Source organism: Microbacterium ureisolvens, assembly GCF_019511645.1.
Lineage (GTDB): Bacteria > Actinomycetota > Actinomycetes > Actinomycetales > Microbacteriaceae > Microbacterium > Microbacterium ureisolvens_A.
The window spans coordinates 1-13,259 of record NZ_JAEUAX010000004.1; the positions used below are offsets into that span (position 1 = coordinate 1).

At 70.2% G+C, this 13,259-nt stretch carries 13 protein-coding genes and 1 rRNA gene; 3 read left to right on the plus strand and 11 right to left on the minus strand.

The window, feature by feature from the left end; genetic code table 11:
- Positions 1 to 307, minus strand: a 16S ribosomal RNA gene (locus tag JNB61_RS08450); the annotation flags it as partial.
- 3 nt (positions 308 to 310) lie between these two features.
- On the opposite strand from JNB61_RS08450, the gene JNB61_RS08455 reads away from it, so the two are divergent.
- Entirely contained in the window at positions 311 to 580 is a 270-nt protein-coding gene (locus tag JNB61_RS08455; RefSeq protein WP_220339345.1) for a hypothetical protein, read from the plus strand.
- Between the two features lie 217 nt (positions 581 to 797).
- On the opposite strand, the gene JNB61_RS08460 is transcribed toward JNB61_RS08455, so the two are convergent.
- The 3 genes from JNB61_RS08460 to tyrS all read right to left on the minus strand — a co-directional run bounded on the left by JNB61_RS08460 (position 798) and on the right by tyrS (position 3,684).
- Positions 798 to 1,439, minus strand: a complete 642-nt coding sequence (locus tag JNB61_RS08460; protein ID WP_220339346.1) for a UdgX family uracil-DNA binding protein — start codon at positions 1,437 to 1,439, stop codon at positions 798 to 800.
- A gap of 83 nt (positions 1,440 to 1,522) precedes the next feature.
- Entirely contained in the window at positions 1,523 to 2,338 is an 816-nt protein-coding gene (locus JNB61_RS08465; protein WP_220287996.1) for a DUF4184 family protein, read from the minus strand.
- A gap of 44 nt (positions 2,339 to 2,382) precedes the next feature.
- Positions 2,383 to 3,684: a tyrosine--tRNA ligase gene (tyrS, locus tag JNB61_RS08470; protein WP_220339347.1), complete on the minus strand. Its 1,302-nt coding sequence runs from the start codon at positions 3,682 to 3,684 to the stop codon at positions 2,383 to 2,385.
- Positions 3,685 to 3,876: 192 nt separating this feature from the next.
- On the opposite strand from tyrS, the gene JNB61_RS08475 reads away from it, so the two are divergent.
- Entirely contained in the window at positions 3,877 to 4,476 is a 600-nt protein-coding gene (locus JNB61_RS08475; RefSeq protein ID WP_220339348.1) for a DNA-binding protein, read from the plus strand.
- 4 nt (positions 4,477 to 4,480) lie between these two features.
- Positions 4,481 to 5,077 carry a hypothetical protein gene (locus JNB61_RS08480; RefSeq protein ID WP_159844893.1) on the plus strand — a complete coding sequence of 199 codons (597 nt, stop codon included), beginning with the start codon at positions 4,481 to 4,483 and terminating at the stop codon, positions 5,075 to 5,077.
- 26 nt (positions 5,078 to 5,103) lie between these two features.
- Here JNB61_RS08480 and argH read toward each other — a convergent pair whose 3' ends face one another.
- The 7 genes from argH to argC all read right to left on the minus strand — a co-directional run bounded on the left by argH (position 5,104) and on the right by argC (position 13,073).
- Positions 5,104 to 6,534 (minus strand): argininosuccinate lyase, encoded by a 1,431-nt coding sequence (gene argH / locus JNB61_RS08485; protein ID WP_220339349.1) that lies wholly within the window; start codon positions 6,532 to 6,534, stop codon positions 5,104 to 5,106.
- 109 nt (positions 6,535 to 6,643) lie between these two features.
- Complete coding sequence (locus JNB61_RS08490) at positions 6,644 to 7,789, minus strand: heparan-alpha-glucosaminide N-acetyltransferase domain-containing protein (protein ID WP_308291234.1); 1,146 nt, start codon at positions 7,787 to 7,789, stop codon at positions 6,644 to 6,646.
- A gap of 14 nt (positions 7,790 to 7,803) precedes the next feature.
- Positions 7,804 to 8,727 carry an ornithine carbamoyltransferase gene (gene argF, locus JNB61_RS08495; protein ID WP_159844898.1) on the minus strand — a complete coding sequence of 308 codons (924 nt, stop codon included), beginning with the start codon at positions 8,725 to 8,727 and terminating at the stop codon, positions 7,804 to 7,806.
- Complete coding sequence (locus tag JNB61_RS08500) at positions 8,724 to 9,956, minus strand: acetylornithine transaminase (RefSeq protein ID WP_220339350.1); 1,233 nt, start codon at positions 9,954 to 9,956, stop codon at positions 8,724 to 8,726. Before JNB61_RS08500 ends, argF begins: the two co-directional genes overlap by 4 nt.
- Positions 9,953 to 10,852 carry an acetylglutamate kinase gene (gene argB / locus JNB61_RS08505; RefSeq protein WP_159844903.1) on the minus strand — a complete coding sequence of 300 codons (900 nt, stop codon included), beginning with the start codon at positions 10,850 to 10,852 and terminating at the stop codon, positions 9,953 to 9,955. Before argB ends, JNB61_RS08500 begins: the two co-directional genes overlap by 4 nt.
- Entirely contained in the window at positions 10,849 to 12,006 is a 1,158-nt protein-coding gene (argJ, locus tag JNB61_RS08510) for a bifunctional glutamate N-acetyltransferase/amino-acid acetyltransferase ArgJ (protein ID WP_220288002.1), read from the minus strand. The genes argB and argJ overlap by 4 nt, the downstream gene beginning before the upstream one ends.
- Positions 12,003 to 13,073 (minus strand): N-acetyl-gamma-glutamyl-phosphate reductase, encoded by a 1,071-nt coding sequence (argC, locus tag JNB61_RS08515; RefSeq protein WP_220339351.1) that lies wholly within the window; start codon positions 13,071 to 13,073, stop codon positions 12,003 to 12,005. The genes argJ and argC overlap by 4 nt, the downstream gene beginning before the upstream one ends.
- Positions 13,074 to 13,259 lie beyond the last annotated feature (186 nt).

The following is a 13,259-nucleotide window of genomic DNA, read 5'->3' on the forward strand; positions in this document are numbered from 1 at the left end:
GCCGGTCACCCTCTCAGGCCGGCTACCCGTCGACGCCTTGGTGAGCCATTACCTCACCAACAAGCTGATAGGCCGCGAGCCCATCCCAGACCAAAAAATCTTTCCAACCCCCACCATGCGATGAGAGCTCATATCCAGTATTAGACGCCGTTTCCAGCGCTTATCCCAGAGTCCAGGGCAGGTTGCTCACGTGTTACTCACCCGTTCGCCACTGATCCACCCCGCAAGCGGGGCTTCACCGTTCGACTTGCATGTGTTAAGCACGCCGCCAGCGTTCATCCTGAGCCAGGATCAAACTCTCCATAAAAAAATGAAAGCCACCACCCGCCGGGAAAACGACGAGAAAGCAGCGAGTTCAACCATGACCAAAAACGAATATCAAACTGACATCCATGAATTGATCCAAAAAGACCCCCACCAACCAGAAAACTGGTCGACAGAGAAAAAATTGGCATTTGACAAGTGCACGCTGTTGAGTTCTCAAAGATCGGACGCACCAACCAGCAACGAATCCCACGACCCGCGCCCCGGCTGGGCAACTTCACTATCCTACCTCGCGGGAGCGACTCCGTCAAACTGACCGGCGCCCTCCAGGCGAGTCCCCCACACAACCGACAAGCGGACGACCCGGAAACCAGATCTCATATGCGGGAGGCTGTCCACTACTTGAGGGGAGCCAGACCCAGAGGCCTTCCGCTCTACCCTTTGGGGCGAACAACAAGAACATTACGCCACCCCGCACCACACGTCGAATCCACCCCGCGTCCCGGGCGTGTCGCGACCCTGGGTCCGCGAGATCACACGGCTCCGGCACCGCGGAGGCTCTCCGCCGCGAGTCGCAGATCCGCGACGAGACCGGCGATGGCGGCCCCTCGCTCCGACGAGTCCCGCAGCCTCAAGACCGCGGAGGGATGGATCGTGACCACCACGGTCCTGCCCTCGCTCTCGAGCGGCGTCCCTCGCTCGGCGCCGATCTTCACCACCCTGCCCAGGACGGCACGGGCAGCCGTCGCCCCCAGGCACACGACGACGGCCGGGTCGACGGCCGCGAACTCCGCCTCCAGCCACGGGCGGCACGCCGCGATGTTCCCGGCATCGGGCCGTTGGTGGATCCGGCGCTTCCCGCGCTGCTCGAACCGGAAGTGCTTCACCGCGTTGGTGAGGTAGATCCCATCACGCGCAATGCCCGCCTCGTCGAGTGCCTGCGCGAGGACGCGCCCGGCCGGTCCTACGAAGGGCTCGCCCGCGAGGTCCTCCTTGTCGCCGGGCTGCTCCCCGACCAGCATCATCCGCGCGGGCGCCTCGCCGTCCCCGAATACCGCCTGTGTCGCATCGCGCCACAGCTCGCACCCGCGACATCCCTGCACCGCTTCGCGCAGGCGATCCACGTCGGCGCCCGAAGGCACCCACTTCTCGGCGCCGGGCCGTTCCACGTCCATGTCGGCACGGTACGTTCGTCCGCTGCGCGCCGCCGAGCCCCTGGCTCCACCCCGCCGGGAGCGGTATCGTGCGACCCTCCTGTTCAGCGTGCCGTGACCGAGCGCGTGCGCCTGACCTGGGCCGCGATGCACGCCGCCACCGTGACCGCACCCCAGACGGCGCAGGCCGGCGGAAGCACCCGGTAACCGAGGTGGGCGGCCGTGAACCCGGCGTCGAGCCCGCCGTACACCGCGAGCCCCCACACCCAGGCCGCGACGAGGACGGCGGGCAGCGACGCCCACCAGCCCCACCGCACCCATCCAGGCAGCGTGCGAACGACGGATGCCTCCGCTTCCCGTCGCACGAGCCACAACAGCAGCCAGCCGGCGATGATGGCGAGTCCGAGGACGCTCGAGCCGTGCTGCAGCCATTTGAAGCCTCGAAGCGGACCCCACTCAGCGGCCAGAGCAGGGACCACTTCCGTGCCCCACCGGGCCTCGTGCGTGAAGAGGTCCCACACGATGTGGCTCACCACCCCGATGACGAGGGAGGCGACGAGCAGCAGCATCCCGCTCCACGACACGCGTGAGGGCGGACCCGGAACGATCGCGAACGTCTCGCGGAGACTCCGACCGGCTCCGGCGTCCCACTCCCCCGGCAGCCGCGCGGCGAGCCACCGCGGCGAGAGCTCGCGCGCCGCCGGGCGCAGCACGCACCGCCACACGACGAGCAGCAGGAGCGCCACGACGACCGTCGCGGGCAGCCACGCGAACGAGTGGGTCGCGCCGTAGTGCAGCGGCAGTCCCCGCACGAAGAGTGGCAGGTCCGGCGTCATCGCGCCGACGGCGATCGCGGCCGGGACGAGCGGCGTGCGGATGAACGGCAGCGCGACGACGGCGTGACTGGGCGTGAACGGCATCCGTCACCCTTCCGTCGTCGCGGCGGCCGCGCACCAGCCCCGCGTCAGCCGACGAACACGCCCGCGAGCGTCTTCTTGCCGCGCCGCAGCACCGACACCCCGCCGGGCAATCCGCCGGTCACGACCGCAGAGTCGTCGTCCACCTTCGCGCCGTCGAGCGAGACGCCGCCCTGCGCGATCGCCCGGCGGCCCTCCGAGAGGCTCGCCACGAGCCCGGTGTCGACGAGCGCCTGGAGGATGTTCGTCCCCGCCGGCACCGACGCGTTCGGAAGCTCCTCGAGCGCGTGTCGCAGGGTGGTCGCATCGAGCGCGGCCAGGTCACCCTGGCCGAAGAGGGCCTCGGAGGCCGCGATCACGGCGGCAGCCGCATCCGTCCCGTGCACGAACGCGGTGACCTCGAGGGCGAGGCGCTTCTGCGCGGCGCGGCGGAACGGCTCATCGGCCACGAGGCGCTCATACTCCTCGATCTCGGCGCGCGTGAGGAACGTGAAGATCTTGAGGCGCTGGATCACATCGGCGTCGTCGGTGTTCAGCCAGAACTGGTACATCCGGTACGGGCTGCACATCGCGGGGTCCAGCCAGATGGCGTTGCCCTCGCTCTTGCCGAACTTGGTGCCGTCGCTGTTGGTGATCAGCGGCGTGCCGATCGCGTGGACGTGCGCGCCCTCGACGCGGTGGATGAGGTCCGTGCCGCTGGTGAGGTTGCCCCACTGGTCGCTGCCGCCCGTCTGCAGCACGCAGTCGTACTGGCGGTACAGCTCGAGGTAGTCCATGCCCTGCAGGATCTGGTAGCTGAACTCGGTGTAGCTGATGCCGGCCTCGGAGCTGAGGCGCGCCGCGACGGCGTCCTTCTTGAGCATCGTGCCCACACGGTAGTGCTTGCCGATCTCGCGCAGGAAGTCGATCGCGCTCAACGGCGCCGTCCAGTCGAGGTTGTTGACGATGCGCGCGGCGTTGTCGCCCTCGAAGCTCAGGAACCGCTCGACCTGGGAGCGCAGGTAGCCGACCCATTCGGCGACCGTCTCCTTGGTGTTGAGCGTGCGCTCGGCCGAGGGACGCGGGTCGCCGATGAGGCCGGTGGAGCCGCCGACGAGCCCGAGCGGCTTGTGGCCGGCGAGCTGCAGACGGCGCATGGTGAGCAGCTGGACCAGGTTGCCGAGGTGCAGACTCGGTGCGGTGGGGTCGAAGCCGCAGTAATACGTGATCGGGTCCCCGGCGAGAAGGGCGCGCAGCGCCTCCTGATCGGTGGACACATGCACGAGCCCACGCCACACGATCTCGTCCCACACGTTCTCGAACGAGGGGTCGATCGCGGGCGCGGTCGCGCTCACGACGGTTTCAGACACGCCCGCCAGGCTATCAGCGACGGATGCCTCGTCCCGCGCGTCCGTGTCGCCTGCGCTCTACGATGCGGCTACAGGCGGACAAACTCCAGCTCTTAGACTTAATTGATGATGTCTTTAGCTTCGAGACTTGTGCTACTGAAGCTTTGAGGCTAAACTACCGCAGACTCAAGCTCCTATACATAAGGGCAGTCCATGTATGTGATCACGAGCGATCAGCGCGACAGTCGCAGCAGCGCCGACCTCGTGCCGGCCGCCGTGGCTTCCGTCCGCGCGCACGGGGGCAACGGGCTCGCGCTGGCCCCGGAACGCACAGCGGGCGACGAAGTGCAGGTCGCGGTCGGCGACGCCGACGCGCTCCTCGCGATCGTGCTCGACCTGACCCGGTCGGGTCAGTGGAGCGTCGGCGTCGGCGTCGGCGAGGTCGAGTCGCCCCTCCCCGACAGCGTCCGGGCCGCGCGCGGCGAGGCCTTCGTGAACGCGCGCGACGCGGTCGATCGTGCCAAGAAGGCCGCCACCCGCGTCGCCATCACTGCGCCCGACGGCGGGGCCGACGCCGAGGCGCTCGTGCGCCTGCTGGTGGAGCTGCGCGACCGGCGCACGGCCGAGGGGTGGGAGGTCTACGACCTGCTCGCGGAAGGCATCACGCAGCGCGAAGCCGCCGAACGCCTCGGCATCTCGGAGGCAGCGGTGAGCCTGCGCGTGAAGGCGGCGGGTCTGCGCACCGAGGAGGCCGCCGTGCCCGCGCTCGCCCGCGTGCTCGCCCGGCTGAGTCCGGGGCCCGTGCCAGACTGACGCCATGGCCTTCCCGGACGTGATCCTCGTCGCCGCGCTCACGATCTTCCTGTTCCTCGCACTCTGCGCAGCGCTCGTGCTGGTGGTCATCAGTCTTCGCAAGCCGACGACCGTCCCGCTCGTCGTCGCGGCCGTGCTCGTCGTGCTCTGCCTGCTCGCTGTGACGGTGTCGCCGGTGAACGTGCCGCTCCTGCTCGGCCTCGGAATCGCCATGCTCGGAACGGCGCTCGGCGCGCTCGGCGGCAACCCGATCACCCGGCGCATCCTCGAGATCGCGAGCCACGGGCGCGTCGAAGAGGGCGACAACGGCGGCATCCTCCTGCGCGCTCCCGCTCTGCCGGGCGCCGTCGCCGGCGAGGGGGCCGTGCGCGAGGTGATGCGCGGCGGAACCACCATCGGCTACCTCGAGCGGGTGGCGGTGACACTCGGCATCGTGGCGGGATTCCCCGAGGCCATCGCCGTGGTCGTGGCACTCAAGGGCATCGGCCGATTCTCGGAGCTTGCGAGCGCGGAAGCGCGCGAGCGCTTCATCATCGGCACGCTCGCCAGCCTGGTGTGGGCGTGCGTCGTCGCGGCCCTGGTGCGCCTCGCGATCTGGTGACCGCGAGGCTTCATCGCGGCTGAGGGCTAGAGGCCGAGAGAGTGCGCGGCGTCCTGCACGCGCTGGACCAGCTCCGCCCGCTGCTCGGCGACTCGGACCGGTGCCGTGCCGCCGACGCCGGTGCGGCTGGCGACAGATCCCTCCACGCTCAGAACCTCGCGCACCTCGGGCGTGAGGTGCTCGGAGACGCCGGCCAGCTGCGCATCCGACACCTCGTGCAACTCGAGGCCGTTCTCCTCGCATACCCGGACGAGGTGGCCCGAGATCTCGTGCGCGTCGCGGAACGGGACGCCCCGCTTCACGAGCCACTCGGCGACGTCGGTCGCGAGCGAGAAGCCCTGCGGCGCGAGCGCCGCCATGCGGTCGGTGTGGAAGCGCATCGTCGCGACCATGCCAGCGAAGGCGGGCAGCACGGTCTCGAGGGTGCGCACCGAGTCGAAAACCGGCTCCTTGTCCTCCTGCAGGTCGCGGTTGTACGCGAGCGGAAGGGCCTTGAGGGTCGCGAGCAGCCCGCTGAGGTTGCCGATCAGCCGCCCCGCCTTGCCGCGCGCGAGCTCGGCGATGTCGGGGTTCTTCTTCTGCGGCATGATGCTCGATCCGGTCGAGTAGCCGTCGTCGAGCGTCACGAAGCCGAACTCGCGGGTGTTCCAGAGGATGATCTCCTCGGCGAAGCGCGAGACGTCGATGCCGATCATCGCCGTGACGAAGGCGAACTCGGCGACGACGTCGCGCGAGGACGTGCCGTCGAGGGAGTTCTCGGCCGGGCGGTCGAGACCGAGCTCGCGTGCGACGAGCTGCGGATCGAGCCCGAGCGTCGAACCCGCCAGCGCGCCTCCGCCGTACGGCGACACCGCCGCACGCGCCGACCAGTCGCGCAGGCGCTCCAGGTCGCGCACGAGGGGCCACGCGTGGGCCTGCAGGTGGTGGGCGAGGAGCACGGGCTGCGCGTGCTGCAGGTGGGTGCGACCGGGCATGATCGCGTCGGGGTGCGCGTCGGCCTGCGCCACGAGCGCATCGACGAGGCGGAGGATCTCCCGCGCGATGGTGCGCGAGTGGTCGAGCAGGTACATGCGCACGAGCGTCGCGATCTGGTCGTTGCGGCTGCGGCCGGCGCGCAGCTTGCCGCCGAGCTCGGTGCCGACGACGCCGATCAGCGCCTGTTCGAGAGCGCCGTGGACGTCCTCATCGGATGCCGCGGGCCGAAGCGTCCCGTCGGTCACGCCTCGCGCGAGCTCGTCGAGGCCCTCGTGCATGGCGCGCTCTTCGTCGGCGGTGAGATACCCCGCCGCGGCGAGGGCCGTCGCATGGGCGTGCGAACCGGCGATGTCGTACAGCGCGAGATCCCAGTCGAAATGGGTCGATCGGCTCAGTTCGGCAAGCTCGGGGGATGGTCCCGTCGCGAAACGGGCTCCCCACAGTGCGCCTTCGTTGGTGCCGTCGCCCTTCGATTCACTCACTCGACCAGCCTACCGACGCGCCACCGGCCTCACCGCCGCTGTGTCGTCCCCCATCCCCTTCCCATCAGCGCCAGGCGGACGGATGCTGCATCCCACGCCGCCTGGAGGATCAGCGGGAGCGGTCCCCCGGGACGGCGAAGCGCGACGCCTGATCGAGCAGCGTCTCGAGCGGGCCGCGGCCCACGAGCAGCGCCCAGGCGGTGCACAGCACGATGGTCCCGAGGGTGAGCGGCCAGAAGGGCTCGAGAGCCCGGAAGCCGGTGAGGTCGCCGACGCGGGCGAGCAGGGCGCCCGCGACGACCGCCCAGATCACGAGCTGCAGCGTGTACGCCGTCAGCGGCATCGCGCCGACGGCCCGCAGCGGCAGCACGACCCACACGAGCAACGTGCGGCATGCGAGCAGGCACGCCCCCAGCACGGCGAGTGCGAAGCCCCCCGAGCCGATGACCTCGAGAAGGCCCGTGGAGTGCGGCCGGGCGGTCCACAGGGCTCCGAGGTACGACGCCGCCTCGGCTTCGGGGTCGGAGCCGGTCGCGGCGCCCAGCCCATAGCCCAGTGCGGCGAGCAGCCCACCGGCGACGACAAGCCACACCTGCACACGCAGCCGCGTCACGCCGGTGCGCGCGACGCCGAGCCCGGCGAGCACGAACACGATCCAGGTCGTGAACGGGTAGTGCCAGCCGAGGGCGAGCGACACGGGCTCCCCGAGGGGCGATCTCCAGAACGGGAGCGCGTCGAGGAAGACCTGCACGAACGGCAGGACCAGCGCCAGCGCTCCGGCGAGCGGCAGCAGCACGCGCGCCGGAAGCGACGTCAGGGGCAGCGCGAGCAGGAACATCAGCGCATACGCGGGGAGGATCACGAACACCGGCACTCCGGTGGCGATGAGCAGGATGCCGAGTACCCAGAGCAGTGCCGCCCGCACGGCGAGCCGGCCCCGCGCCGTGACCATGTCGGCGGCGGGCAGAGGCATCCGTCCTCCCGTCACGAGCCCGATCGAGACGCCCGCGAGCGTCGCGAACAGGATCGACGAACGGCCGGACACCACCGCGACCCACGTGTCCGGGTCGAGCACGTCGAAGGGCTCGGTGATCCAGAGCAGGTGCGCGGCGAACATGCCGAGCACCGCCAGACCGCGCGCGAGATCGACCCCTCCGATGCGCGAGGGGCCGTTCAGGCGTTCCCAGCGGGTGGCGAGCCAGCCGTCGGCACGCGGCGAGGAACGCTCGGTCTCACTCGTGCCTCGCGCGCTCACCGACCCGGGCGCTCTCAGTCCTGGCGGAGGAGCCAGACGAGCAGAGCCTTCTGGGCGTGGAGGCGGTTCTCCGCCTCGTCCCACACGACGCTCTGCGGGCCGTCGATCACTTCGGCGTCGACCTCGTAGCCACGGTCAGCGGGGAGGCAGTGGATGAAGATGGCATCGTCTTTCGCGAGCCCCATCAGCTCCTGGGTGACCTTGTACCCGCCGAGGTCGCGCAGGCGCTCCAGCTTCTCCTCCTCCTTTCCCATCGACACCCACGTGTCGGTGACGATCACGTCGGCCCCGGCCGCCGCCTCGTTCGGGTCGGTGTAGAGGGTCACGGAGCCGCCGGTCTCGGCCGCGCGGCGGTCGGCGTCCGCGATCACGTCGTCGCGCGGCGCGTACGCCTCCGGCGACGCGACGCGCACGTGCATGCCGGCTGTGACACCGGCGAGCACGTACGAGTGGGCCATGTTCGACTTGCCGTCGCCGAAGAACGAGAGGGTGAGCCCTGCCAGCTCGCCCTTGTGCTCCTTGATGGTGAGGAGGTCCGCGAGCAGCTGGCAGGGGTGGAAGTCGTCGCTCAGCGCGTTGACGACCGGCACGCGTGTGCCCTCCGCCATCTGCTCGAGCCCCGCCTGCGCATACGTGCGCCAGACGATCGCCGCGACCTGGCGCTCGAGGACGCGGGCGGTGTCGGCCGGCGTCTCCTTGCCGCCGAGCTGGCTGTTCGCGGTCGAGATGATGAGGGGCGAGCCGCCGAGGTCGGCGATGCCGACCGCGAACGACACGCGGGTGCGCGTGGACGACTTGTCGAAGATGACCGCGACCGTCTGCGGGCCCTCGAGCGGCTTGAGCTTCCAGCGGTCCTTCTTGAGCGAGACCGCGAGGTCGAGGATCTCGTCCTGTTCGGCCTGCGTCAGGTCGTCGTCGCGCAGCAGGTGCCGGGTCATGCGGGAACCTCCGTGCTCGCGCCGAGCTGGGTCGAAGCATCGAGCACGAGCGCGTCCTCGACCGTGCGCAGCGATGCGGTGAACAGCTCGATGAACTCGTCGATCTCGACGTCGCCGATCGTGAGGGCGGGGACCAGGCGGATGGTCTCGTCGTTCGGCGCGTTGATCACGAGGCCGTGCTCCTGCGCGGCGGCGACGAGGGCCTTCGAGACAGGATGCTTCAGCCCGACACCGATGAGCAGGCCCGAGCCGCGGCATCCGTCGATCAGGTCCGAATCGATGGCCTCGATCGCCGCTCGCAGCTGTGCGCCGCGCTCGGCGGCGTTGCGCACGAGTTCTGCCCGCTCGATCTCGCCGAGCACGGCGCCCGCGACGGCGGTGCCGAGCGCGTTTCCGCCGAACGTCGAGCCGTGCGTGCCCGGGTAGAACAGGTCGCTCGCCGCGCCGAAGGTGATGAGGGCGCCGATCGGGAAACCTCCGCCGATGCCCTTGGCGACGGTGATCGCGTCGGGGGTGATGCCCTCGTGCTGGAAGGCGAACCACTCCCCCGTACGGCCGGCGCCCGTCTGGATCTCGTCGATGATGAGGAGCGCACCGTGGCGCTCTGTGATCTCGCGTGCCGCGGCGAGGTAGCCCTCGGGAAGCGGCAGCACGCCGGCCTCGCCCTTGACGGGCTCGACGAACAGCGCGGCCACGCGGTCGTCGATGGCCGCCTCGAGCGCCTCGATGGTCGAGTCGATGAACTCGACGCCCGGGGTCATGGGGAGGAACGGCTCCTGCATGTACGGCTTGCCGGTGAGCGCCAGCGTGCCCATCGTGCGGCCGTGGAACGCGTCGGTGAGCGCGAGGATGCGGGGCCGCTCGGAGCCGCCGTGGAGTCGGGCGAGCTTGAACGCCGCCTCGTTGGCCTCGGCGCCGGAGTTCCCGAAATACACACGCCCCTGGTCGCCGGTGCCGGCGAGACGCTTCAGCGTCGCGGCGAGCGCCAGCTGCGGCGGCGTGGCGAAGTAGTTCGACACATGCGCGAGCGTCGCGGCCTGGGTCGAGATCGCGTCGACGAACACCGGGTGGGCGTGGCCGAGCGAATCGACCGCGATCCCCGCGAGGAAGTCGAGGTATCGCTTGCCGTCGGCGTCCCACAGATAGGAGCCCTCGCCCCGCACGAACATCTGCATGCGAGCACCGAAGCTCTTGACGAGGTCGCGCCCCGCATCGTCCTGCCACGTCATCCGAGCACCACCTCTGTTCCGATTCCCTTGCTGGTGAAGATCTCCACGAGCACCGAGTGCGGCACCCGCCCGTCGATGATGGCCGCGGTCTCGACGCCGCCTTCGACCGCCTCCAGGCACGCCGCCATCTTCGGGATCATCCCCGACTCGAGCTTCGGCAGCATCGCCTTCAGCTCCGTCGAGGTCAGGTGCGACACGAGCGAGTCGCGGTTGGGCCAGTCGGCATACAGCCCCGCGACATCGGTGAGCACCACGAGCTTCGCCGCACCGAGTGCGACGGCGAGAGCGGACGCTGCGGCGTCCGCGTTGACGTTCAGCGAGTGTCCTGGGTGGTCGAGGTCGGGGGCGATGCTCGAGACGACCGGGATGCGGCCCGCTTCGATCTGATCGAGCACCGGCTGCGGGTCGACCTCGACCACGTCGCCGACGCGGCCCAGGTCATGCTCGACGCCCTCGATGACGACGCCGCGGCGACGGCCGCCGAAGAGGCCCGCGTCCTCGCCGCTGAGCCCGGTGGCGACCGGGCCGTGGGCGTTGATCTTCGACACGAGCTGCGGGTTGATCTGGCCGGTGAGCACCATGCGCACAACCGAGATCGCCTCGGTCGAGGTGACGCGGTAGCCGCCCTTGAACTCGCTCGGGATGGCGAGGCGGTCGAGCATGGACGAGATCTGCGGGCCGCCGCCGTGCACGACGACGGGCTTCACCCCGACATAGCGCAGGTAGGCGATGTCGGCGGCGAAGGCATCCTGCAGCTCTTCCGACACCATGGCGTTGCCGCCGTACTTCACCACCACGATCTGGTCGCGGAAGCGCTTGAGCCAGGGCAGCGACTCGATGAGGGTCACGGCCCGGGCGCTGGCCTCGCCGGGATCGGTCTCTTGCAGGTCGGTCATGAGGAGTAAGCGCTGTTCTCGTGGACGTAGTCGTGGGTGAGGTCGTTCGTGAGGACCGTCGCCGTCGCCGCGCCGACCTTGAGGTCGATCACGAGGTGGGTCGCTCGCGGCGTGAGATCGACGGCTTCTCGCGGGGCGTCGGGGCCGCCGGCGCTGCACACGCGCACGGCGTTCATCCAGACGTCGACGTCGTAGGGGTCGAACGCGGCCTGCGTCGTGCCGATCGCGGCGAGCACGCGGCCCCAGTTCGGGTCGTTGCCGAAGATCGCGGCCTTGAAGAGGTTGTTGCGGGCGACCGAGCGGCCGACCTCCACGGCGTCCTCCTCCGACGCGGCGTTGACGACCTCGATCGTGATGTCGTGGCTGGCGCCCTCCGCATCGCCCTGCAGCTGCCGGGCGAGGTCCTGGCACACGTCGGCGAGTGCCGCGGCGAACGCGTCGGCGTCCGGGGTGACGCCCGACGCGCCGCTGACCATCAGGGTCACCTGGTCGTTCGTCGACATGCAGCCGTCCGAGTCGAGTCGGTCGAACGTGCGCCCCGTGGCGGCACGCAGCGCCGCGTCGGCCTGCGTCGAGTCGAGCACGGCGTCGGTCGTGATCACCACGAGCATCGTCGCGAGGCCGGGCGCCAGCATCCCCGCGCCCTTCGCCATGCCGCCGATCGACCAGCCGTCGCCGGTCGCGACGGCGCGCTTCGGCTTCGAATCGGTGGTCATGATGGCGAGGGATGCCGCCTCCCCGCCATCGGCGGACAGCCCGGCGATGCCCCGCTCGGTGCCCTCCAGCACCTTCGCCCGGAACACCTCGTCTCCGGTGCCGATGAGCCCGGTGGAGCAGACGAGGATGTCACCGGCGCTCACGTCGAGCAGTTCCGCCGCCTTCTCGGCGGTCTGGTGCGTGGTCTGGAAGCCGAAGGAGCCGGTGAAGCAGTTCGCGCCGCCGGAGTTGAGGACGATCGCCTCCACCACGCCGTCGCGGATGACCTCCTGCGACCAGAGGATCGGGTTCGCCTTCGCGCGGTTGCTGGTGAACACCGCGGCGCCGACCTTGAGCGGTCCGCGGTTGACGACGACGGCCACATCGGGCTTGCCGGTCGACTTGAGTCCCACGGCGACGCCCGCCGCCTCGAATCCCTGGGGCGCGGTGACGCTCACGGCGCTACTCCGTTCACGCTCAGCGCGGTGCCCTCGGCGAGTCCCAGCGCGATGTTCATGGACTGCACGGCGGCTCCGGCCGTGCCCTTGACGAGGTTGTCGACGGCCGTCACGACGATCACGCGGTTCGCTGCGCGGTCGATCGCGAGACCCATCAGCGCCGTGTTGGCTCCGAGCACGTCAGCCGTGCGCGGGAACTGGCCGGCGGGCAGCAGCTGCACGAAGGTCTCGTCGCCGTACGCCGCCTCCCACGCGCCGCGGATCTCGTCGTCGGTCGCGCCCGGGGTGATCGGCGCCGTGGAGGTCGCGAGGATGCCCCGCGACATCGGCACCAGGACCGGCGTGAAGGAGATGCGGATGCCTTCGTCTGCGGTCGCGCGCTCGGCGTTCGACGGGCGCGCGGCCGCGAGCGCCTGCCGGATCTCGGGGATGTGCCGGTGCGAGCCGCCGACGGCGTAGGGATTGGCCGTGCCCAGGATCTCGGCGGCCAGCAGGTTGGTCTTGAGGCTCTTGCCCGCTCCCGAGGGGCCGACGGCGAGCACCGACACGATGTCGGAGGGGTCGATGACGCCGGCCGCGACACCCGGCGCGAGGCTCAGGCTCACCGTGGAGGCGTTGCACCCGGGAGCAGCGATACGGGATGCGCCGACCAGCCGTTCGCGCTGCTTCGCGCCCGCCACCGGAAGCTCGGGAACGCCGTACGCCCATGGCTCGTGGAAATCGCCGCCGTAGAACCGATCCCAGTCGGCGACCGACTCGAGGCGATGGTCGGCCCCGGCGTCGATGACGAGGGGCGTATCGCCGAGCGCATCGGTGTACTGCCCGGATTGGCCGTGCGGCAGCGCCAGGAAGACGATGTCGTGGCCGGCGAGCACCTCGGGCGAGGTCTCGGCCAGGGTCAGGTGCGCGAGCGAGCGCAGGTGCGGCTGGTGCTGGATGAGCGGCTGTCCCGCGTTGGAGTGCGCGGTCACGGTGCGGATCTCGACGTCGGGATGCGCGGCGAGGATCCGCAGGATCTCGCCGCCCGCATAGCCGGATGCGCCGGAGACGGCGACCGAATATGTCATGGATTCCACCTTAGAGTCTGGGGCTGAGGGCCGGAGACGGCGACGCCCACTCGCGACGGTCCATGACAGGACGGCGTGCGGGGTCGCCTAGAGTCGGCGCTCGCCCAGGCTCACGGAGAGGCGGAGTCGGCGTCGGCGCGCGGGAGCGGCGCTCGGAACGAGCGTCGAGAGTCCCTGGGTCGCCGA

Excerpts from the sequence above, each read along its gene's own strand:
- JNB61_RS08455 (WP_220339345.1), top strand. The coding sequence starts at position 311 with ATGAAAGCCACCACCCGCCGGGAAAACGACGAGAAAGCAGCGAGTTCA.
- JNB61_RS08460 (WP_220339346.1), bottom strand. The coding sequence starts at position 1,439 with ATGGACGTGGAACGGCCCGGCGCCGAGAAGTGGGTGCCTTCGGGCGCC.
- JNB61_RS08465 (WP_220287996.1), bottom strand. The coding sequence starts at position 2,338 with ATGCCGTTCACGCCCAGTCACGCCGTCGTCGCGCTGCCGTTCATCCGC.
- JNB61_RS08475 (WP_220339348.1), top strand. The coding sequence starts at position 3,877 with ATGTATGTGATCACGAGCGATCAGCGCGACAGTCGCAGCAGCGCCGAC.
- JNB61_RS08480 (WP_159844893.1), top strand. The coding sequence starts at position 4,481 with ATGGCCTTCCCGGACGTGATCCTCGTCGCCGCGCTCACGATCTTCCTG.
- argF (WP_159844898.1), bottom strand. The coding sequence starts at position 8,727 with ATGACCCGGCACCTGCTGCGCGACGACGACCTGACGCAGGCCGAACAG.
- JNB61_RS08500 (WP_220339350.1), bottom strand. The coding sequence starts at position 9,956 with ATGACGTGGCAGGACGATGCGGGGCGCGACCTCGTCAAGAGCTTCGGT.
- argB (WP_159844903.1), bottom strand. The coding sequence starts at position 10,852 with ATGACCGACCTGCAAGAGACCGATCCCGGCGAGGCCAGCGCCCGGGCC.
- argC (WP_220339351.1), bottom strand. The coding sequence starts at position 13,073 with ATGACATATTCGGTCGCCGTCTCCGGCGCATCCGGCTATGCGGGCGGC.